General features: G+C 67.6%; 16 protein-coding genes. 13 read left to right on the top strand and 3 right to left on the bottom strand.

What is annotated here, in order from left to right; genetic code table 11:
- Positions 1-56 precede the first annotated feature (56 nt).
- The 7 genes from FBY30_RS20575 to FBY30_RS20545 all read left to right on the top strand — a co-directional run bounded on the left by FBY30_RS20575 (position 57) and on the right by FBY30_RS20545 (position 10,300).
- Positions 57-761, top strand: a complete 705-nt coding sequence (locus FBY30_RS20575; protein WP_142134752.1) for a hypothetical protein — start codon at positions 57-59, stop codon at positions 759-761.
- On the top strand, positions 758-5,203 hold the full coding sequence (locus FBY30_RS20570; protein WP_142134750.1) for an FtsK/SpoIIIE domain-containing protein: 4,446 nt from the start codon (positions 758-760) through the stop codon (positions 5,201-5,203). The genes FBY30_RS20575 and FBY30_RS20570 overlap by 4 nt, the downstream gene beginning before the upstream one ends.
- A 121-nt stretch (positions 5,204-5,324) precedes the next feature.
- Positions 5,325-5,966, top strand: a complete 642-nt coding sequence (locus FBY30_RS20565) for a hypothetical protein (RefSeq protein WP_142134748.1) — start codon at positions 5,325-5,327, stop codon at positions 5,964-5,966.
- Between the two features lie 112 nt (positions 5,967-6,078).
- On the top strand, positions 6,079-8,451 hold the full coding sequence (ligA, locus tag FBY30_RS20560) for an NAD-dependent DNA ligase LigA (protein ID WP_142134746.1): 2,373 nt from the start codon (positions 6,079-6,081) through the stop codon (positions 8,449-8,451).
- Positions 8,448-9,257 (top strand): inositol monophosphatase family protein, encoded by an 810-nt coding sequence (locus FBY30_RS20555; RefSeq protein WP_142134744.1) that lies wholly within the window; start codon positions 8,448-8,450, stop codon positions 9,255-9,257. The genes ligA and FBY30_RS20555 overlap by 4 nt, the downstream gene beginning before the upstream one ends.
- A gap of 111 nt (positions 9,258-9,368) precedes the next feature.
- A complete protein-coding gene (locus FBY30_RS20550; RefSeq protein WP_142134742.1) occupies positions 9,369-9,872 on the top strand; it encodes a GNAT family N-acetyltransferase in 504 nt (167 codons plus the stop codon).
- Between the two features lie 47 nt (positions 9,873-9,919).
- Entirely contained in the window at positions 9,920-10,300 is a 381-nt protein-coding gene (locus FBY30_RS20545; RefSeq protein ID WP_142134740.1) for a RidA family protein, read from the top strand.
- A 10-nt stretch (positions 10,301-10,310) separates the two neighbouring features.
- Here FBY30_RS20545 and FBY30_RS20540 read toward each other — a convergent pair whose 3' ends face one another.
- Together FBY30_RS20540 and FBY30_RS20535 are read right to left on the bottom strand one after the other, a co-directional pair.
- Positions 10,311-10,973: a response regulator gene (locus FBY30_RS20540; protein ID WP_142134738.1), complete on the bottom strand. Its 663-nt coding sequence runs from the start codon at positions 10,971-10,973 to the stop codon at positions 10,311-10,313.
- On the bottom strand, positions 10,966-12,723 hold the full coding sequence (locus FBY30_RS20535) for a sensor histidine kinase (protein WP_142134736.1): 1,758 nt from the start codon (positions 12,721-12,723) through the stop codon (positions 10,966-10,968). Before FBY30_RS20535 ends, FBY30_RS20540 begins: the two co-directional genes overlap by 8 nt.
- A 186-nt stretch (positions 12,724-12,909) precedes the next feature.
- On the opposite strand from FBY30_RS20535, the gene FBY30_RS20530 reads away from it, so the two are divergent.
- From FBY30_RS20530 to FBY30_RS20510, 5 genes are all read left to right on the top strand, one after another.
- Complete coding sequence (locus FBY30_RS20530; protein ID WP_142134734.1) at positions 12,910-14,409, top strand: CitMHS family transporter; 1,500 nt, start codon at positions 12,910-12,912, stop codon at positions 14,407-14,409.
- A gap of 146 nt (positions 14,410-14,555) precedes the next feature.
- On the top strand, positions 14,556-14,852 hold the full coding sequence (gene gatC, locus FBY30_RS20525) for an Asp-tRNA(Asn)/Glu-tRNA(Gln) amidotransferase subunit GatC (protein ID WP_141940678.1): 297 nt from the start codon (positions 14,556-14,558) through the stop codon (positions 14,850-14,852).
- A gap of 2 nt (positions 14,853-14,854) precedes the next feature.
- The gene (gatA, locus tag FBY30_RS20520; RefSeq protein WP_142134732.1) at positions 14,855-16,429 is read left to right on the top strand and encodes an Asp-tRNA(Asn)/Glu-tRNA(Gln) amidotransferase subunit GatA; all 1,575 of its coding nucleotides are present in this window, start codon (positions 14,855-14,857) and stop codon (positions 16,427-16,429) included.
- Positions 16,429-17,937 (top strand): Asp-tRNA(Asn)/Glu-tRNA(Gln) amidotransferase subunit GatB, encoded by a 1,509-nt coding sequence (gene gatB / locus FBY30_RS20515; protein ID WP_142134730.1) that lies wholly within the window; start codon positions 16,429-16,431, stop codon positions 17,935-17,937. The genes gatA and gatB overlap by 1 nt, the downstream gene beginning before the upstream one ends.
- 206 nt (positions 17,938-18,143) lie before the next feature.
- Positions 18,144-18,857, top strand: coding sequence for a DUF5666 domain-containing protein (locus FBY30_RS20510; RefSeq protein WP_142134728.1), 714 nt, complete (start codon positions 18,144-18,146; stop codon positions 18,855-18,857).
- A gap of 60 nt (positions 18,858-18,917) precedes the next feature.
- On the opposite strand, the gene FBY30_RS20505 is transcribed toward FBY30_RS20510, so the two are convergent.
- Positions 18,918-19,829, bottom strand: a complete 912-nt coding sequence (locus FBY30_RS20505; protein ID WP_142134726.1) for a LysR family transcriptional regulator — start codon at positions 19,827-19,829, stop codon at positions 18,918-18,920.
- 130 nt (positions 19,830-19,959) lie between these two features.
- On the opposite strand from FBY30_RS20505, the gene tdh reads away from it, so the two are divergent.
- The gene (gene tdh / locus FBY30_RS20500) at positions 19,960-21,006 is read left to right on the top strand and encodes an L-threonine 3-dehydrogenase (protein WP_142134723.1); all 1,047 of its coding nucleotides are present in this window, start codon (positions 19,960-19,962) and stop codon (positions 21,004-21,006) included.
- Positions 21,007-21,022 lie beyond the last annotated feature (16 nt).

The raw sequence follows: 21,022 nt of genomic DNA, 5'->3' as shown, positions 1-21,022 counted from the left end.
GCACACCACCAGTACTCCGGTCAACGGAAAAATTCTGCCTTGAGGAGGCGTGGATCGTGGGGGATCTAGCAATCGATTTCTGCGGCGAATGGTATGAGCCATCGGACGAGGACATCTTCAATATCGGCCGCGAGGGCGACCTGGAAGTGGACGACAACCCTTACCTGCACCGGCAGTTCCTGCAAGTGGCCCGGTATGACGGGATCTGGTGGCTCAGCAACGTGGGCAGCATGCTCTCCGCCACCGTTGCCGACGCATCGGGCGGCATGCAGGCCTGGCTGTCACCCGGCGCCCGGATTCCGCTGGTGTTCAGCCACACCAATGTGATCTTCACGGCCGGACCTACCACCTACGAATTCGCCGTGCACCTGAAGACGCCGTCGTTCCGGCAGGAAGCCAGGGAAGACGCCAGCAGCGGGGACACCACCATCGGCCCCGTGGTCTTCACCGATGCTCAGAAGGCACTGATCGTGGCGCTCGCCGAGCCGGTACTGCGGCGCGAAGGCACCGGCTTCAGCACCATCCCGTCCTCGGCGGCGGCCGCCAAGACCCTTGGGTGGGCGCTGACCCGCTTCAACCGCAAACTCGACAACGTCTGCGACAAGCTGGACCGCGTGGGCGTGGTGGGGCTGCGCGGCGGCGGCGGCAAGCTGGCCACCAACCGCCGCGCCCGCCTGGTGGAACACGCCGTCACCACCCACCTGGTAACACCCGATGACCTGTACCTGCTCGAAAAGATGAGGGGCGTGGACGAAGGATGAGGATCCGGCTGACACTCCGCCGCGAACCCGCCGACGCCAAGGACCTGGCCGTCACGGTGGACGGCATGGCCACCGTAGCCGATATCGCCACCGTGCTCTGGGCTGCGGACCCGGACCGCAAGGGCACTCCTGCGCCGGACAACCTTTCGCTGCGGATCGATGAAGCCTTCGTGGGCGCCGGAATCAGCGGCAACATCCTGGCCCGCCAGGACAACCTCCTCGAATCGGGCCTCCGCCCCGGCTCCGTGGTTTCACTGGCCCAGGTGAGCGAACAGTTCCACGAGCCAGGGGCCAACCGGGGGCCGGCAGCGGCCACCCTGCGGGTGCTGTCCGGGCCCGACGTCGGCCGCGAATTTTCGCTGCCCACCGGCACCAGCTACATCGGCCGGGACCGGGACGTGGACATCCGGTTGACGGACCCGCTCACCTCCAAGCGGCACGCCCGGATCACGGTGGGCGAGAGCATCGAAATCGTGGACACCAACTCCGCCAACGGGCTCCTCATGGACGGCCTGCCCGTCACCCGCGCCACCCTCAACTCCTCCGACACCGTGACCCTGGGGGACACCACCGTCACGGTGGTGCCGCTGGGGCACAACCACGCGGCAGCGCCGACGTCGCCCCTGGTGGACTTCAACCGTTCCCCGCGCGTGGTGCCCCGCTTCGAGGTACCCAAGCGCGTCCTTCCCTCAGGGCCCAAGCGGCCCGAGGACCAGCCATTTCCGTACATCATGCTGGTGGCGCCCCTGATGATGGGCGCGGTTATCTTCGCGGTCACGCAGAACGTGCTGTCCATGGTGTTCATGCTGATGATGCCCCTGTTCATCGTGGGCCACTACGTTGACACAAAGATGCGGACCCGGAAGCAGCAAAAGGAGCAGCTCAAGCAGTTCCGGGCTTCCATGGCCGCCTTCCGGCAGGACCTCACCGAGCTGCAGCAGGTGGAACGGGCCGTCCGGCTCCAGGAGGCACCGTCCGTCAGCGACACCGTGGACGCCATCTACAAGCTGGGGCCGCTGCTGTGGACGCACCGGCCGGAGCACTCCTCCTTCCTGGGCCTGCGCTTCGGACTGGGCACCGCGCCGTCCCGCATCCCCCTTGAGGAACCGTCCAACAACGACACCGAGGTCCAGTACGCCCGCGAAATCCAGGACTGCATCAAGCAGTTCAGCGAGATCGAAGGCGTTCCCGTGGTCTCCCAGCTGCGCACCTCCGGCGCCCTGGGCATCGCTGGAGCCCGCGGCCTGGTGGACGACGTTGCCCGCGGCATGGTGCTGCAGCTGGTGGGCCTGCACTCGCCGGCTGAAGTAGTTCTCACCGCCATCACTTCCGCACAATCGCGTGAGCGCTGGAACTGGCTGCAGTGGCTGCCGCACGTTGGCTCCGGCCACAGTCCGCTGGGCGGAGACCACCTTGCTGCCGGGTCGGCCGGCGGGTCGTCGCTGCTGGCCCGCCTCGAGGACCTGGTGGATGCCCGTGAGGCGGCGGCCAAACGGACTGCGCCGGAGCTGCGTCCCGGCATCGACCCGGTCAAGCATGAGCTCGAGGAACCGGTCCTGCCGTCCGTGCTGGTCATCGTGGAAGACGACGCCCCGGTGGACCGCGGCCGCCTCACCCGGCTCGCGGAACGCGGTCCCGACTCAGGTGTCCATGTCCTGTGGGTGGCCACCGACATCCAGGCCCTTCCTGCAGCCTGCCGCGACTTCATGGTGGTGGACGGCGAGCACGGCACCACCACCGGCCAGGTCCGCCTGGGCCGCCACACCTACCCCGTCAGCTGCGAAAGCGTTGACGCTGAACTCGCCGCCCAACTGGCCAGGATGCTGGCTCCCGTGGTGGACGTGGGCAAGCCCGTCAACGACGACTCCGACCTGCCCAGGGCCGTCTCCTACGCCACCCTGATCGGCAAGGACTTCCTGGACAACCCGCAGGCTGTGGCGGAGCGCTGGACGGAGAACAACTCCGTGCACGCCACCGCCGTGGCCAACCGCAAGGACAACGGCACGCTCCGGGCCTTGGTGGGGTCAAAGGGCATCGAACCGCTGTATCTGGACCTGAAGAACGAGGGGCCGCACGCGCTGGTGGGCGGCACCACCGGCGCCGGTAAATCCGAGTTCCTGCAGTCCTGGGTGATGGGCATGGCCGCGGCCTACAGCCCGGACCGGGTCAGCTTCCTGTTCGTGGACTACAAGGGCGGCGCCGCCTTCGCGGACTGCATCAACCTTCCGCACACCGTGGGCCTGGTGACGGACCTGTCCCCGCACCTGGTGCGCCGCGCCCTCACATCGCTGCGGGCCGAGCTGCACTACCGGGAGCAGCTGCTGAACCGGAAAAAGGCCAAGGACCTGCTGGCCCTGCAGCGTGAGGCCGACCCCGAGGCGCCGCCGTACCTGATCATCATCGTGGACGAGTTCGCGGCCCTGGCCAACGATGTTCCCGAGTTCGTTGACGGCGTGGTGGACGTGGCCGCCCGTGGCCGCTCCCTGGGCCTGCACCTGATCCTTGCCACCCAGCGACCGGCCGGCGTCATCAAGGACAACCTGCGCGCCAACACCAACCTCCGGGTGGCATTGCGCATGGCGGACGAGGACGACGCCACCGACATCCTGGGCGTCCCGGATGCGGCCTACTTCGACCCCGCCATTCCCGGCCGCGGCGCCGCCAAGACCGGCCCCGGCCGTATCCAGGGGTTCCAGACCGGCTACGCCGGCGGCTGGACCACTGACAAGCCGCAGCGGCCGCAGATCGACATCGTGGAGATGGCCTTCGGTTCCGGTCCCAGCTGGGAGGCACCCGCACCGGACAAGCCTGTGGCCCAGGAACCGGCCGGCCCCAACGACATCGCCAGGATGACCTCCACCATCGTGCACGCCGCGGACACCCTGGCCATCCAGCCGCCGCGTAAACCGTGGCTCGATGAGCTGGCCAAGACCTACGACTTCTCCAAGCTCCCCAACCCGCGCACCGACGAACAGCTGCTGCTCGGTGTGGCCGACGATCCCGTCCACCAGGACCAGCCCACCGTGTTCTACGAACCGGACCGGGATGGAAACATGGCCATCTACGGCACCGGTGGCTCGGGCAAGTCCGCGGCCCTGCGGGGCATCGCCATCGCAGCCGCGGTCACCCCGCGCGGCGGGCCCGTGCACGTGTACGGCATCGACTGCGGCTCCGCCGGGCTGCGGATGCTTGAGGAGCTTCCGCATGTTGGCGAGATCATCAACGGCGACGACGTGGAACGCGTCGGGCGGCTGCTGCGCCTCCTGCGGGACATCGCAGAGCTGCGGGCCGCCCAGTTCGCCGAGGTCCGTGCCTCCACCATCGTGGAGTACCGGAAGCTGGCCAACCGGCCGGACGAGAAACGCATCTTCGTGCTGGTGGACGGCATGTCTGCCTTCCGGGAGGCCTACGAACACAGCAAGCTCTCCGGCCTCTGGGACATTTTCCTGCAGCTGGCTACGGACGGCCGGACGCTGGGCATCCACCTGGTGGTCACGGGAGACCGGCCCAACGCCGTCCCCGCGTCGCTGCTGGCCTCCATCCAGCGGCGGCTGGTCCTGCGGCTGTCCAACGAGGACGACTACATATCCATGGACGTGCCCAGGGACGTCCTCACCGCCAACTCACCTCCGGGCCGCGGACTCCTGGACGGACTCGAAGTCCAGCTGGCCGTCCTGGGCGGCAACTCGAACCTGGCCCTGCAGGCCCGGGAAGTGCACAAGCTCAGCGAAGCCATGCTGCGGCAGGGGCTGGGTACCGCCCCCGGCATCGAACGGCTTCCCGAGCAGGTGGACCTGGACGTCCTGCCCGCCGGGAGCCAGGACCTGCCCGTCATCGGCGTGGACGACGAGTCACTCCAGCCCGCCGAGATCATGGCACGTGGCCCGCTGCTGCTGGCCGGCCCGCCCGGTGCCGGGCGGACCGTAGCCCTGGTCACCCTGGCCTACGCGCTGCGGCGGTCCAACCTCGCCACTGAGCTGATCTACCTCGGGTCCCGCCGGTCCGCCGTGGCCTCCCTTCCCATCTGGAACCGTTCCGTGGTGGGGCCGGACGATCTCGCCGAGGTGGTGGAGGACCTGGTGGAACACTCCACCGGGAACCCGGGAACGGTGGCCTTCTTCATCGAAGGCCTGACCGAGTTCACCGACACCATCGCCGAATCGGGCGTGGCGCAGCTGGTGACGGCGTCGCTGAAGGCGGACCAGTGGGTAGTGGGGGAGTCCGAGTCCTCCACCTGGTCCAGTGCGTGGCAGCTTGCCCAACCCTTCAAATCCGGCCGCCGCGGGCTGCTGCTCAACCCGGGGGACATCGAGGGCGACAGCCTGCTCAACACTTCCCTGGGCCGCGTCAGTCCGGAGTTCATCCCCGGCCGCGGCTATGTGGTGGGACGCGGCAAGGCGCGGAAAATCCAGGTGGCACTGCCACCGGAAAACCGGGACTGAACAGGCCCGATAACTGCGGGGCCGCCACTGCTGCGGATTTGCGGCCCCGCAGGGCGCTGTAGAAGACTACCGGGGACACCAGAAAGCCGTGGTGGGGGGCTGCGCGCATCGAAAGGTAGCAATGACCCCGTCCGCACCGCTCCGCCACGCCGTTTCGACAACGGCATCCGCAGCCGTCCTGGCCCTCGCCTTTGGCTTCTTCCCCGCCGGCCCGGCGCTCGCTGCCACAGCTGAACCCACGCCCGTCCCGGCGTCAGATACCCAGGCTCCTTCAGACTGCGGCCTGATCTGCGTGCCCATCCTTGCCGGCAGCCCGGACTCAAGCCAGCCCGGCCGCCCTCGGAAATCCAAGGAACCCGTTGCTCCGCCGGCCCCGCCGGCGCCGCCTGCCGAGCCGCCCGCCCAGCCGGCCCAGCCCCAGCCGCCGCAGACAAATATGCCCCCACAGCCCGTCGCCCCGGCACTTGATCCGGCAGCGATCCCTGCGACCGAAGCGGCAGTCCCGGATGAGCCTGCCCCCGACACTGCCTCGGCCGCCGCCGGTTACCGGCCTCCCACCGGCCCGTCCAGCGGCCAGGACTGGAACAGCCCAGTCACCCGGTCCGCCGCGCCTGCCCAATTGGCTGCCGTTGCCCCCGCAGGTGGCCATGGCCCTGACGGCCCGGCGCTGCTGCCCATCGTCGCCGGAACGGTGCTGCTGGCAGTGTCCGCCGGAGCCTTCGCGTGGTGGACCCGGAACCGCAACCGGCTTCGGTCGCACTGAGCCGTTCCTGCGGCAACACTGCCTGGCTGCCGGGGCTTTCCGGCTGCGACGCTTCCTGCCTGCCGCGCGGGCCTGCCGGGTGGCTGTCGGAGGTGTAAGGCAAGATAGGTTTGTGAGCACAGGACCAGGACCCGCAGAAAAGACCGCCGCCCGGACCACGGCACCGCACGAACCAGAGGCGGTCCCCACAGAGGCCATCCGCGAGGAATACGAAAACCTTGCGGATCTGGTGCGAAAGTACCGGTTCGCGTATTACCAGGAGGACGCGCCGCTGGTGTCGGATGCCGAATTCGACGCCCTCTTCCGCCGGCTCGAGGAGATCGAGGCGCTGCACCCGGAACTGGTGGCCAACGATTCACCTACCCAGGAAGTGGGCGGCGAGGTCTCCGCCGCGTTCGCCCCGGTGGAACACCTGCAGCGGATGTACAGCCTGGAGGACGTCTTCTCGCTGGAGGAGCTTGAGGCCTGGCTCAACCGGGCCGAGGCCAGCATCGAAAAAATCGGTGACGGCGGCGCCAAGGCAGCCTGGCTGACCGAACTCAAGATCGACGGCCTGGCAGTCAACCTTTTGTACCGGGACGGCAGGCTGGTTCGGGCTGCCACCCGCGGCGACGGCACCACGGGTGAGGACATCACCCACAACCTGCTCACCATCAAGGAAATCCCGCAGGAACTGGCCGGCAGCAGCTTCCCGGCCGAGATGGAGGTGCGCGGTGAAGTCTTCATCCCCTCCAAAGCCTTCGCGGAGTTCAATGAAGCACTGATCGAAGCCGGCAAGGCTCCACTGGCCAACCCCCGGAACGCTGCCGCCGGGTCGCTGCGCCAGAAGGACCCGGCCGAGACCGCCAAGCGGCCCCTGAAAATGTTCGTCCACGGCATCGGCGCCCGGGAGGGGCTTGAGGCCGGCAGCCAGTCGGAAACGTATGGGTTGCTCAAGGAGTGGGGCCTGCCCGTCAGTCCGTACTTCGAGGTGCTGGAAGCCCGCGACGACGTCCTGGGCTTCATCAAGCGGTACGGCGACCAGCGCCACAAGCTGCTCCATGAGATCGACGGCATCGTGATCAAGGTGGATGACTTCGCCATCCAGCGGGCCCTGGGCAACACCACCCGCGTTCCCCGCTGGGCCGTGGCCTACAAGTATCCGCCGGAGGAAGTCCACACCAAGCTGCTGGACATCCAGGTCAACGTGGGCCGCACCGGCCGCGTCACCCCCTACGGCGTCATGGAGCCGGTCAAGGTTGCCGGATCCACAGTGGAGATGGCCACCTTGCACAACCAGGACGTGGTCAAGGCCAAGGGTGTCAAGATCGGCGACATCGTGATCCTGCGGAAAGCGGGGGACGTCATTCCCGAGATCGTGGGCCCGGTCCTGAATCTCCGCGACCAGCAGGATCCCCCGGTGCGCGACTTCGTCATGCCCACTGAATGCCCCTCCTGCGGCACACCGCTGGCCCCGGCCAAGGAAGGGGACGTGGACGTCCGCTGTCCCAACGCCCGGTCCTGCCCGTCCCAGCTGCGCGAGCGGGTGTTCCACGTAGCCGGCAGGGGCGCGTTCGACATCGAGGCCCTGGGCTGGGAAGCCGCCATCGCCCTGACCCAGCCCATCGAACCTGAGGTGCCGCCGCTGACCTCCGAAGCGGGGCTCTTCGACCTCACGCCCGAGGACCTGGCCGATGTCAGGATCCGGCGCGAGAAAAAGGCCAAGGGGGTCCCCACGGGTGAGTACGAGTTGGTGCCCTACTTCTTCAGCAAGGGCACGGCCAAGTCGCCGTCCAAGCCCACGGCCACTACGCAGAAGCTCTTCAAGGAACTCGAAAAGGCCAAGACCCAGCCCTTGTGGCGCGTGCTGGTTGCCTTGTCCATCCGGCACGTTGGTCCCCGCGCATCGCGGGCCCTGGCGCAGGCGTTCGGCTCCATGGACCGCATCCGCGCAGCCTCCGAGGAGGAACTGGCCCACGTGGACGGGGTGGGGCCCACCATCGCCGCGGCCCTGAAGGAATGGTTCGCCGAGGACTGGCACGTGGAGATCGTCGAGCGCTGGGCCGCCGCCGGGGTGCGCATGGAGGACGAACAGGACGAGTCCATGCCGCGCACCCTCGAAGGGCTCACCGTGGTGGTCACCGGCTCCCTGCCCAACTTCAGCCGCGACGAGGCCAAGGAGGCAATCCTGCTCCGGGGCGGCAAGGCCGCGGGCTCCGTTTCCAAGAACACCAGCTACGTGGTGGCCGGCGAAAGCGCCGGCAGCAAGCTGGACAAGGCAGAGCAGCTCGGAATCCGGGTGCTGGATGAGGACGGGTTCCGGCAATTGCTCGACGGTGGCCCGGCAGCTTTGGGTGACGGGGCAGCAGCGGACACAGGAGCAGCCAGCAGCGTAGAAGAAGCAGACGACGACGGCAACGAAGAGGCGACCCTGCCGGCCACCGCGGGGGAGAACACTCCGGGGGAGAACACTGTCGGGGAGAACAGGGTGGAGGAAAACGCATGACATCCGCTTCGGAGCTCCTGGAGGTGGCCAAACAGGCTGCGGCAGCAGGCGCCAAGGTCCTGTCCGGCCGGGATGGCAAGGCCCTGGACGCAAGCAACAAGGGAGCGGCGGGGGACTGGGTGACCGCCTATGACGTCGCTGCCGAAAATGCCGTGCGGGATGTCATTTCCGCTGCCCGCCCAGGCGACAGCGTCACGGGTGAGGAACAGGGAACCACCCGCGCTGCCCACCCCACCGGCTACCGCTGGTCCATCGACCCCCTGGATGGCACCACCAACTTCATCCGCAACATCGTCTACTACGCCACCTCCGTGGCCGTGGCGGATGCCGACGGCGTCTGGCAGGCCGGCGTCGTGAACGCGCCAGCGCTGGGCCGGGTGTACTACGCTGCCCGCGGCCACGGTGCGTGGCTGGAGGAGCGGGGCACCGTCACCAGGCTCGACGGGCCGGTTCCGGGGCGCACCGGGCAGATCCTGGCCACCGGGTTCAGCTACGAGCCCGGGATCCGCGTCCAACAGGCTGCGGCCTTCGGTGCCTTGATGGACGGCTTTGCCGATGTCCGCCGCCTTGGTTCCGCCGCCCTCGACCTGTGCATGGTGGCGGATGGAACCCATGACGCCTATGGCGAGCGGGGGCTAAACGAGCATGACTTCTCGGCCGGCGCCCTGATCGCGGAGGAAGCCGGCTGCTGGGTGCGCAGGCCGCGCCTCACCAGCCCGCTCGACGGCGGTCCCACCGACGACGAGCGCCTGGACGCCTGGACCTGCGCCGCCAGCCTGGAACTGTCCGGCAAGTTCCCACTGTAAAAGGGGTACGTGCCGGCAGTCGCACGTGCTCCAGTCGCCCGTACTGATAGTTCGATCACGGAAAGCGCGTTTCCGCCGGAGACGAGGTACGCGGGCTACTACCATTGACGGGTGCACAAGCAGTTGACCATCCGTCCCGCCGTCAAGGCCGATTTCGCCGCCGTCGCCCGCATCACCGGCGACTCCTACCTTTCCGCAGGCTACTTCGACGACGCCGCCCACCCGTACATGGTCAAGATCATGGACGTTGCGGCCCGCGCCGAGCAGGCCACCATTTGGGTGGCGGAACGGGAAGGAACCGTTATCGGCTCGGTCACGTTGGCGCTGGCCGGGGAACCGTACGCGGACATCGCGCTGCAGGATGAGCTGGAGTTCCGCATGCTGGTAGTGGACCCGGCCGTGCAGCGCAGCGGTGCCGGCAAGGCCATGGTGGACGCCATCCTCAGCCACGCGAAGACCCTTCCCGGCATCAAGGGAGTGTCACTCACCACCGGCCAGGCCTGGGAAAGCGCGCACGGGCTGTACCGCAAGACCGGTTTCCAGCGCGTGCCCGAGCGGGACTGGTTCGTTCCCGGCACCGACACAAAACTGCTGGTTTATCGACGCGACCTGTAGCAGCCCTACAGTGGTGGCGACCCATTCCAGCTTTGAAAGGCCCACCCATGCGCAAAACCTTCGGCAGCGGATCCGTCTGGGAACAGACCCTCGGTTACTCCCGCGCCGTCCAGGTGGACAACACCCTGTACATCTCCGCCACCGCCGCCAGCGGCGAGGACGGCGTGGTGGGGGACGACTTCTACACGCAGACCCAGTACATCCTGCAGAAACTCGGCAAGGTCCTGGCCGACGCGGGCTTCGCCTACGGGGACGTGGTGCAGTCCAAGCTGTACCTGACGGACATCAGCAAATGGGAAGAAGCCGGCCGGGCCCACGGCGAGGTGTTTGGCGAAATCCGCCCCACTCTCTCCCTGGTCCACGTGCTGCCGTTCCTGGACCCGAAGATGCTCGTCGAGATCGAACTGGTCGCCCAGAAGAGCGCGTAGTTCCCCTGCCCTACCGGGCCGGCAGGCCGTAGCGGTGTTCCGGCCTGCCGGTGGTGCCGTAGCGGAGCTGGATGTCCACCGCGCCGTCGTCGGCCAGCGAGGACAGGTACCGCTGGGCGGTGGCGCGGGAGACGCCCACCCGGGCGGCCACCTCGGCGGCAGAGTACTGCTCGCCCGGGGCCAGTGATTCCAGCACCGCCGCCTCCGTTGCGGAGCGCGGTTTCGACGACGGCGTGACGTCGCCCGGAATCAGCGACCGTTTTGCGCGTTCCACGCCGTCCTGGTCCAGCGCCCCCGGCTGGCCCAGGAGGCGCCGGTACCGGGCGTAGGAGCGCAGCTGCTGGGACAGTGACTCCGCCGTAAAGGGCTTGAGCAGGTACCCCAGCGCCCCGCGGCGGAACGCCACCCGGACCGACGCGGGATCGGAGGCAGCGCTGAGGATGATCGTGTCCACATCCAGTTGCTGGAGCAGGTCCAGGCCGGAGGCATCCGGAAGGTAGACGTCCAGCAGCACCAGGTCCGGCCGCAGGCTGTGGATAGCCTGCAGCGCCAGGGATGCCGTGCCAACCGGGGCCAGGGCGAGGAAGCCCGCCACCGAATCCACATAGGCCGCGTGCAGCTTGGCGACATGGAAGTCGTCGTCCACGATCAGGACCCGAAAATCGTCAGCCATTCCCATCCTTTCCGGCTGCCCCCAGATTACTGTCGGCAGGGTTGCCTGCCGTGGTGTGCGGAAGGGTAGCCATGAACACGGCACCCGGCCCGCCCTTGGCCCCGCGTTCCAGCACCTTTACATCGCCACCGCGGCGCCGTGCCAGCTGGCGCGCCAAAGCCAGCCCGAAGCCCTGCCCGCCGCCGGCACGGACAGGACCGGCGGAGGTGGTGAAACCCTCCGCAAAGACGTGCTCCGCATCCGTTCCCTCTGCCAGCCCGTCACCGGAATCGGCGACCACCACGTGCAGGGTGCCGCCGTCGTCGCCCGGTTCATCCAGCACCTCAAGCTCAATCCAGCGGTCCGTCGCTGAGCCGGCCACGGCGGCGTTGACTGCGTTGTCGATCAGGTTCCCCAGCACCGTGGTGACATCCTGGGCATCCGTCACCTGCCCGCGGACCAGGGTCTCCGGGCCGATGCGCAGGGCGACGCCCCGCTCGTCGGCCTCCACGCCCTTGGCACCCACGAACGCCTGCAGGTACGGGTCCTGGAGCAGCTCGGCCTGGTCCACCGGGAACTTGAGCGGCCCGGTGGCTGCCAGCGTGGCCAGGTAATCGCGTGCTTCCTGGTGCTGCCCGATGCCCAGGAAGCCGGCAAGGGTGTGCAGCTGGTTGGCGAACTCATGCCGCTGGGCACGCAGCGCCGTGGACATGGTCCCGACGGCGTCCAGCTGCCGCGTGAGCCCCTGCAGTTCCGTGCGGTCACGCAGCATGATCACCCAGCCCAGGTCCTCCCGCCGATGCAGCGCCTTGCGGGCGTTCACCACCAGCACCCGGCCGCCGGCCACCAGCTCCAGGGCGTCAGGCGTGGCACCCGCGGTGATGGAAACGCCAGGACCGGCAGTTGCAGACGCCGGCCGGGTCAGCGACTTCAGCTGGTCCGGCACCGGCGCGTCCTCCCAGCGGGACCCCGCCAGGTCCGGCAAACCAAGCAGCCGCTGCGCGGCGGCGTTGAACACGCTGACCCGGCCGTCGGCACTCACACCGATGACGCCGTCGTCCACACCCTGCAGCACCGCCACCTGGTCGTGGACCAGCGTGCTGATCTCCTCGGGTTCCAGCCCCAGGGTGAGGCGCTGCAGGCGGCGGCGCAGCAGGAAGGACCCCAGGATCCCCGCGAGCAGGGCGCCTGCGGCGGTCAGGGCCACCGGGCCGATGTCGCGGGCCACGCTCTGGGCCACGGTTTCCATGGAGTAGCCCACGCTCACCTCGCCCACCACCGTGCTGCTGCCGGGAGCGTACACGGGAACCTTCGCCCCGGCGGAAGGCCCCAGGGTTCCGGTGTTCCGGGTGGTGATCTCCTGCCCGGACAATGCTTCGGACGGGTCGGTGCTCACCTTCTCGCCGAGCCGCTGCGGATCCGGGTGGGCCAGCCGGATGCCCGTTTCGTCGGTGATCACCACGAACAGCGCCCCGGTCCGGGTCCGCGCTGCCTCGGCGGAGGACTGGAGCGGGCCGGCCAGGAGCTCGGCCGGCGGGGGAGTGCCGGGCTGTTCACTGATGGCCAGCACATTGGCGCGCACCTCGGGGTCGGAAGCCACGGTCCGCGCCAGCGTCAGCGCCTGGTTCTCCGCATCGCTGCCCACCCGGTCGTACGTCAGCCAAGCGTGCACGGCGGCGCTGAGCAGCACCACCAGCAGCACCACGGCCAGCTGCAGCAGCAAAGTCTGGGTGGAAAACCGCAGCGGCTGCCGGGGCACGGGTCGCTGCATTCATCCTCCTTGACGGGCGTGGGTTGGTGGTTTAGTGCGAAAACGTGGTGAGCACAATGAGCAAAATGCTCCCAATAAGCAGTATGCCAATCAATTGAGCCAAAGGCATTCCCGTGACGGCCGCCACCCTACAGTCTGTAGCACGCATCACAACGCTGTGGTGCTGTTCACAAGAAGGAGCCGGCTGTGCTGGTAATACTTGGATTCGCCATGATCGCGGTATTCATGGTGCTGATCATGACGAAGAAGTTGACGCCAGTGCTGGCGTTGATCATTGTCCCTACTGTTTTTGGGCTTTTCGCCGGGGCCGGCCTGGGCATCGGCGACATGGTCATGGACTCCATGAAGTCCATGACCTCCACTGCGGCCCTGCTGATGTTCGCCATCATCTACTTCGGCCTGATGATCGACGTCGGACTCTTTGACCCGCTGGTGAAGTTCATCCTCCGCAAGCTGGGCAATGACCCCGCCAAGGTTGTCCTCGGCACCGCCATCCTGGCTGCTGCCGTATCACTGGACGGTGACGGGTCAACCACGTTCATCCTCACCACCGCGGCGATGCTGCCCGTTTACCTGCGCCTCAAGATGAGCCCGGTGGTCCTCACCTGCGTCGCCGGCCTGGCCAACGGCACCATGAACATCCTGCCCTGGGGCGGCCCCACCGCCCGTGCTGCCACCGCCCTGAAAATCGACGTCAACGACGTGTTCGTCCCCATGATCCCGTCCCTCGTGGCTGGCTTGGTCGTGGTCTTCGCCTTCGCCTGGCTGCTCGGCCTGCAGGAACGCAACCGGCTCCGCGCCACCGCGCCGGAGATCTGGGGAACGCCGTCATCGGCAGAGCCCTTCGCGGCAGAAGAGTTCGACGGCGGCACTTCCGCAGGTGCCTCCGGCACCGGCGCTTACGGAACCGGCCGACGCAAGGGCGGCAACCCCGGCGGAGCAGCCCCCGCTGTCGGCCGTCCCCTTGGCGGCGCCGGCGTGGCCGTGCTGGAACGCACCGAAACCCTGGTGGACGAACACGACACCGCCATGGCGGACACCGCCCTGGACCCCAACCGCAGCACCCTGCGCCCCAAGCTGTTCTGGTTCAACCTGGCCCTGACCGTCGCCGTCATGGTGGTGCTGGTGGCCAACGTCATCCCGCTGCCGTTCGTGTTCATGGTGGGCGCCGCAATCGCCCTGTTGGTCAACTTCCCCAAGGTCAAGGACCAGGGCGCCCAGCTGATTGCGCACGCCCCGTCCATCGTGGCCGTGGTCAGCATGGTCATGGCCGCCGCCGTCCTCACCGGCGTCCTCAAGGGCACCGGCATGGTGGAAGCCATGTCCGCGTGGCTGGTCCAGATCATCCCCACCTCCATGGGCCCGTTCATGGCCGTCATCACCGCCGTGCTGAGCATCCCCATGACGTTCTTCATGAGCAACGATGCCTTCTACTTCGGCGTCCTGCCGGTCCTCAGCGAGACCGCCGCCCACTACGGCGTCGGTGCCGCGGACATGGCCCGCGCCTCCATTACCGGCCAGCCGTTCCACCTGCAGAGCCCGCTGGTTCCGGCCATCCTGCTGCTGGTGTCGCTGGCAAAGGTTGACCTCGGTGACCACCACAAGAAGGTCCTGTGGCGCACCGCCGTGATCTCCCTGGTGATGCTTGGGGTCGGCATGCTGACCGGAGCCATTGGGATCGGTTAGTCTGTACCTGCCCGCGCTCCCGTCCCCGTGACCGGACCGGGTATCGAAGGTGCCCGTCTGACGCCCGCTGGGGGATGTCAGACGGGCATCTGCGTTTCCGCACTAGACTGGATCGGAAAACAATCCGAACTTTGCAGGGGAGATCCATGGCTGCGATCAACCGTGACGACGTCGCGCATCTCGCGCGGCTCGCTCACATCGAGATGAGTGCCGAAGAGCTGGACAGGATGGCCGGCGAGCTCGCCGTCATCGTCGATTCGGTCAAGTCCGTCAGCGAGGCCGCCGGGGACGATGTTCCGGCCACCTCACACCCCATTCCGCTCACCAACGTATTCCGTGAGGACGTCGTGGGGCACACCTTCACGGCCGAGCAGGCACTCTCCGGCGCACCGGATTCCGATGAGAACCGTTTCAAGGTCCCGGCCATCCTGGATGAGGCATAACCATGACTGAACAGAACTCCACCGGCACCAGCGCCGACGCCCTGATCCGCCTGTCCGCCGCGCAGCTGGCCGAAAAGCTCGCCGCCCGCGAGGTCACCGCCGTCGAGGTGACGCAGGCCTACCTGGACCGCATTGCCGCCGTTGACGGCAAGGTCAACGCCTTCCTGCACATCAACGCCGAGGAAGCCCTCGCCGTCGCCGCCGAGGTGGACGCCATCCGTGCCGCCGGCGGTGCCGAAGCCGAGGCCCTGCACGTCCTGGCCGGTGTCCCCATCGCCGTTAAGGACCTCATCGTCACCATCGGCCAGCCCACCACGGCAGGCTCGAAGATCCTCGAAGGCTGGCACAGCCCGTACGACGCCACCGTGGTGGAACGGCTGCGCGCCGCCAGGATGCCCATTCTGGGCAAGACCAACCTCGACGAATTCGCCATGGGCTCCTCCACCGAGCACTCCGCCTACGGCCCTACCCGCAACCCCTGGGACCTCGACCGGATTCCCGGCGGATCCGGCGGTGGCTCGGCCGCGGCCGTGGCCGCCTTCGAAGCGCCCCTGGCCCTGGGCACGGACACCGGCGGCTCCATCCGCCAGCCAGGTGCCGTCACCGGAACGGTCGGCGTGAAGCCCACCTATGGCAGCGTTTCCCGCTATGGCGCCATCGCCATGGCCTCCTCGCTGGACCAGATTGGGCCCGTCACCCGGACCGTGCTGGATTCAGCCTTGCTGCACCAGGTCATCGGCGGCCATGATCCGCGCGACTCCACCTCCCTGCCGGACCCGCTGGCGGACCTCGTTGCCGCCGCGAAGACCGGCAGCGTTGAGGGCCTGCGGATCGGTATCATCAAGGAACTGCACGGCGAGGGCTACCAGGCCGGCGTCGAAAACCGCTTCAACGACGCCCTGGAGCTGCTCAAGGAAGCCGGCGCCGAAATCGTTGAGGTCTCCTGCCCCAACTTCCAGTACGCCCTGGGCGCCTACTACCTGATCATGCCGTCCGAGGCCTCCTCCAACCTGGCCAAGTTCGACGGCGTCCGGTACGGCCTGCGCGTCCTGCCCGAAGAGGGGCCCATGACCATCGAACGGGTCATGGGTGCCACCCGCGCCGCCGGGTTCGGCGACGAGGTCAAGCGCCGCATCATCCTGGGCACCTACGCCCTGTCCGCCGGTTACTACGACGCCTACTACGGCTCGGCCCAGAAGGTCCGCACCCTGGTGCAGCGGGACTTCGACGCAGCCTTTGAAAAGGCCGACGTCCTGATCTCGCCCACCGCGCCCACCACGGCGTTCCCGCTCGGAGAAAAGCTGGACGATCCGCTGGCCATGTACCTCAATGACGTCGCCACCATCCCCGCGAACCTCGCCGGCGTGCCCGGCCTGTCGCTGCCCGGCGGCCTGGCGGACGAGGACGGACTGCCCGTCGGCATCCAGCTGCTGGCCCCGGCCCGGGAGGACGCCCGCCTGTACCGGGTGGGCGCAGTCCTGGAATCGCTGCTCGAAGCGAAGTGGGGCGGCCCGCTGCTGGCCCAGGCTCCCGACCTTGCGGCTGCTGAAACCCTCGAAACCCAGGAGGCAAAATAATGAGCACTGACGACATCCTGAGCTTCGAAGAGGCCATGGAGAAGTACGATCCCGTCCTGGGGTTCGAGGTCCACGTGGAGCTGAACACCAAGACCAAGATGTTCTCCTCCGCCCCGAACGTTTTCGGCGACGAGCCCAACACCAACGTCAACGAGGTGGACCTTGGCATGCCCGGCGTGCTTCCCGTGGTCAACAAGACGGCCATCGAGTCCTCCATCAAGATCGGCCTGGCGCTGAACTGCAAGATCGCAGAATCCTGCCGCTTCGCCCGGAAGCAGTACTTCTACCCGGACACGCCCAAGAACTTCCAGACCTCCCAGTACGACGAACCCATCGCGTACGACGGCTACCTGGATATCGAACTCGAGGACGGCACTGTGTTCCGCGTGGAGATCGAGCGCGCGCACATGGAGGAAGACGCCGGCAAGCTGACCCACATGGGCGGCGCCACCGGCCGTATCCACGGCGCCGACTTCTCCCTGGTGGACTACAACCGCGCCGGTGTTCCGCTCGTGGAAATTGTCACCAAGCCCATCGAGGGCGCCGGCTCCCGCGCACCGGAGCTGGCCAAGGCCTACGTGGCCGCCGTCCGCGAGATCGTGAAGAACCTTGGCGTCTCGGATGCCCGCATGGAACGCGGCAACGTCCGCTGCGACGCCAACGTCTCGCTCCGCCCCCACGGCCGCGAACGCTTCGGCATCCGGTCCGAAACCAAGAACGTGAACTCGCTGCGCGCCGTCGAACACGCTGTCCGCTACGAGATCCAGCGCCACGCCGCCGTCCTGGACTCAGGTAACCCTGTTGTCCAGGAAACCAGGCACTGGCACGAGGACACCCGGACCACTACCTCGGGCCGGCCCAAGTCCGACGCCGACGACTACCGCTACTTCCCGGAACCGGACCTGGTCCCCGTGGTGGCATCCCGCGAATGGGTGGAGGAATTGCGCGCCACCCTGCCCGAGCCGCCCGCCGAGCGCCGCAAGCGGCTGAAGGCCGACTGGGGCTACTCCGACCTCGAATTCCGCGACGTGGTGAACGCCGGCGTCCTGGACGAAATCGAGGAAACCATTGCTGCCGGAGCCTCCGCGTCCGTTGCCCGCAAGTGGTGGATGGGCGAGATCGTGGGCCGCGCCAAGGCCGCCGACGTCGACCCCGGCCAGCTGGGCGTCAGCCCCGCCACCGTTGTGGAGCTGAGCCGCATGGTGGAGGCCGGCAAGATCAACAACAAGATGGCCTCGCAGGTGCTGGACGGCGTCCTCGCCGGCGAAGGCACTCCGGAAGAGATCGTGGAGAAGCGCGGCCTTGCGGTCGTGTCCGACGACGGCCCCCTCCTGGAAGCCATCGACGCCGCACTCGCGGCGCAGCCCGACGTCGCGGAGAAGATCCGCGGCGGCAAGGTGCAGGCCATCGGCGCGATCGTGGGCGGGGTCATGAAGGCCACCCGCGGCCAGGCCGACGCCGGCCGCGTCAAGGAGCTGATCCTGGAAAAGCTGGGCGTCACCGTCTAGCAGGTCCACCCAACTGGGTCGCAGTTATTGTCGTTTTGAGCCCTCATAACGACAACAACTGCGACCCACTTGCGCTTTAAGTACTCAGGTGGCCGCCGCTGAAAGTACCCGTGGTTGAGCGTGCGCCGCCGCACTTACACTGGAGGCCACGGGGCGCTGATGCCCCGGCCGTTGAGCTGCGGTGTGAGTGTGCGGGAGGAACAACCATGGTGGTCCGGGAACCAATAAGGGTGCGCAAGGCGGCGCTTGCAGGGGTGGTGGCCCTGGCGCTGACCGGGACCGGCGCCGCGCTGGCGTGGTCCGCCACAGGCGCGCCAACACCGGCGCCGTCGCCACAACAATCGTCACAATCAGCGCCCGGCAACTCGGGCAACGCTCCGGGGCACAACAAGCCCGGCAAAGGCCAGCGTGCCCAGCCCCTCCACGGGGAGGCCGTGGTCAAGAATCCCGATGGCAGCCTGCAAACCCGGCTGGAACAGCGGGGGACCGTGGAGTCGGTCAGCGACTCGGCCATCACCGTCAAGAGCGAGGACGGTTTTTCCCAGACCTACACAGTCAACGGCGATACGAAGATCACCAGGATTCCTCCGGCCGCCAATCCGGGTGCAACGCCCAATCCAGGCGCAACGCCCAACCCCGGTGCAACGCCCAGCCCCGGAGGAAAGTCCGACGACGGCAAGCGCCTTAAGCCGAGCGACGGAACCATCGCGGACATTGCGGTTGGTGACGCCGTGCGGATTGCCGGCGTCAAGGACGGAGACAACGCCACAGCCAAGCGGATTGTGAAGGGCGCCGGTGACAAGCCCGGCCTTGGGCTGGGGCGCGGTTTGGAACACGCACCTGGACTGAAACACGCCCCCGGACTTGGGCCTGGCAAAGGAATGAACCAGGGCAACGGCAAAGATGACCAGGGAGCGTAACTCCGGCAGATTCCGGGCGTGCCCGCCTTCCGGGGCGGACCCCTTACCGCTTAGCGCTGTTCAGCCCTGGCGTACCAGGCCTGCCATGATGTCCTCCAGCGCCTCGCAAACCATCACCACGGCCCGCCGCTTCAGGTTCTCCGGCCGGGCCAGCAGGTCAATCCTGCGGCGGGTGCTGATCCCCGCCAATGGGCGCAGCACGATGTCCGGGTTCAGGACGGGCCCGGCCGTGTACCTGGGCAGCAGCCCCACCACGCCACCGGCAGCCACAAGGGCCGCTACCGTGGAGTAGTCATTGATGCGGTGGACGATGTTCGGTTCGCGGCTGGAGACGGCAGCGACGGCGGCCAGGACATCGGCGGGGGAGTAGCCGGGGTGGCTGGTCACCCAGGCCTCGGCGCCGACGTCGTCCGCCGTCACCGTGTCCTGCCGGGCCAGGGGGTGGCTGGCGGGCAGCGCCACGTCCAGGGGCTCGTGTGCCAGCGGGATGACGGCAACCCGTTCCGCCGGCCAGCGGGGGCTGTGGTCCATGCGGTGGGCCAGTACCAGGTCATAGCGGGCAGTGAGCGCCGGAAAGTCCTGCTGGGCAACGTCCTCGTCGGACAGCTCAATCCGCGGATGCTCCGGCTTATCCAGCATCCTGGCCAGGGGCGCGAACAGGGCCTGTCCCGCGCTGTGGAACCCGCTGACCGTCACCCGGCCGGCGGGAGAGCCATGATAGGTTCCCAGCGCGCCGCGGGCCTCGGCCATGGCGCTGACGACGGCGGCGCCTGCGTCGGCGAGTACCTGGCCGGCCTCCGTGAGCACCAGGTTCCGGCCCTCCTTGCGCGTCAGCGGCACCTCCACGCTGCGCTGCAGATGGGCCAATTGCTGGGACACTGCCGACGGGGTCACCATGAGCGTATCGGCCACCGCTTTCACGCTGCCAAGGGCACCCAGTTCCCGCAGGATTTCGAGCTGATGAACCTCCATGGCTCCAGTCTATTCATTAGCTATTACTACATCGTTGATTGAGAAAAATCCTGTTGTGCTAACGCTTCAGCAGGGCTTCAATGGGGATGACATACCCCGCAAACGTGAACCCCAATCAGTAAGGACGCCAATGAAGGCCCTGTACAAGGCCGGCCCGCAGGCCGGTTTCGAGCTCGTCGAGCGGCCGGAACCGGAGGCCGGTCCGGCGGACGTAAAGATCCGCGTCATGACCACGGGCATCTGCGGCACGGACCTGCACATCCAGTCCTGGGACTCCTGGGCGCAGGGGATCATTGAAGCTCCCCTTATTGCCGGCCACGAGTTCTATGGCGAAGTGGTGGAGGTGGGCGAGGACGTCCGCGAGGTCAAGGTGGGCGACAGGGTCTCGGGCGAAGGACACGTGGTGTGCGGCATCTGCCGGAACTGCCGGGCCGGACGCCGCCAGATGTGCATCCATACCGTCAGCGTGGGTGTCCAGCGTGACGGTGCCTTTGCCGAGTACGTGGTGATCCCCGAAACCAACGCGTGGGTACACCACGACCCCTCCGTCACGCCGGAGCTTGGCGCGATCTTCGACCCGTTCGGCAACGCCACCCACACCGCGTTGAGCTTCCCCCTGGTGGGTGAGGACGTGCTGATCACCGGCGCCGGCCCCATCGGACTCATGGCCATCGCCGTCGCCCGCCACGCGGGCGCACGCAAGATCGCCATCACGGACGTCTCCCGCCCGCGGCTGGACCTGGCCCGGCAGCTCGGCGCCGACCTTGCCATCGACGTCTCCACCACCCGGGTGCGCGACGCCCAACGTGAGCTGGGCATGCGCGAAGGCTTCGACGTCGGAATGGAAATGTCCGGCCATCCCTCCGCGCTGCCTGAGATGATCGACAACATGAACCACGGCGGCCGGATCGCCATGCTGGGACTGCCCAGCCAGGAGATCACCATCGACTGGGGCAAGGTGGTCACCCACATGCTCACGCTCAAGGGCATTTATGGCCGCGAGATGTACGAAACCTGGTACGCCATGAGCGCCATGCTCTCTTCCAATCCGGTCCTCCACGCCGGAATTTCTGCCGTGGTCACGGACACGCTGCCCGCAACGGACTGGGAAAAGGGCTTTGAGATTGCCCGCAGCGGCGTGGGCGGCAAAGTTGTCCTCGACTGGACCCGACTCTAAGACCCGACGGTAAGGA

Source organism: Arthrobacter sp. SLBN-83 (assembly GCF_006715285.1).
Lineage (GTDB): Bacteria > Actinomycetota > Actinomycetes > Actinomycetales > Micrococcaceae > Arthrobacter.
The sequence above is the reverse complement of the archived record's forward strand: the minus strand, read 5'-3'. Positions and strand labels throughout refer to the sequence as shown.

Bases quoted from the DNA above. Each gene is read 5' to 3' on its own strand.
- FBY30_RS20555 (WP_142134744.1), top strand. From the start codon at position 8,448: ATGACATCCGCTTCGGAGCTCCTGGAGGTGGCCAAACAGGCTGCGGCA.
- FBY30_RS20570 (WP_142134750.1), top strand. From the start codon at position 758: ATGAGGATCCGGCTGACACTCCGCCGCGAACCCGCCGACGCCAAGGAC.
- gatB (WP_142134730.1), top strand. From the start codon at position 16,429: ATGAGCACTGACGACATCCTGAGCTTCGAAGAGGCCATGGAGAAGTAC.
- gatA (WP_142134732.1), top strand. From the start codon at position 14,855: ATGACTGAACAGAACTCCACCGGCACCAGCGCCGACGCCCTGATCCGC.
- FBY30_RS20505 (WP_142134726.1), bottom strand. From the start codon at position 19,829: ATGGAGGTTCATCAGCTCGAAATCCTGCGGGAACTGGGTGCCCTTGGC.
- gatC (WP_141940678.1), top strand. From the start codon at position 14,556: ATGGCTGCGATCAACCGTGACGACGTCGCGCATCTCGCGCGGCTCGCT.
- FBY30_RS20535 (WP_142134736.1), bottom strand. From the start codon at position 12,723: ATGCAGCGACCCGTGCCCCGGCAGCCGCTGCGGTTTTCCACCCAGACT.
- tdh (WP_142134723.1), top strand. From the start codon at position 19,960: ATGAAGGCCCTGTACAAGGCCGGCCCGCAGGCCGGTTTCGAGCTCGTC.
- FBY30_RS20565 (WP_142134748.1), top strand. From the start codon at position 5,325: ATGACCCCGTCCGCACCGCTCCGCCACGCCGTTTCGACAACGGCATCC.
- FBY30_RS20510 (WP_142134728.1), top strand. From the start codon at position 18,144: ATGGTGGTCCGGGAACCAATAAGGGTGCGCAAGGCGGCGCTTGCAGGG.
- FBY30_RS20545 (WP_142134740.1), top strand. From the start codon at position 9,920: ATGCGCAAAACCTTCGGCAGCGGATCCGTCTGGGAACAGACCCTCGGT.
- FBY30_RS20540 (WP_142134738.1), bottom strand. From the start codon at position 10,973: ATGGCTGACGATTTTCGGGTCCTGATCGTGGACGACGACTTCCATGTC.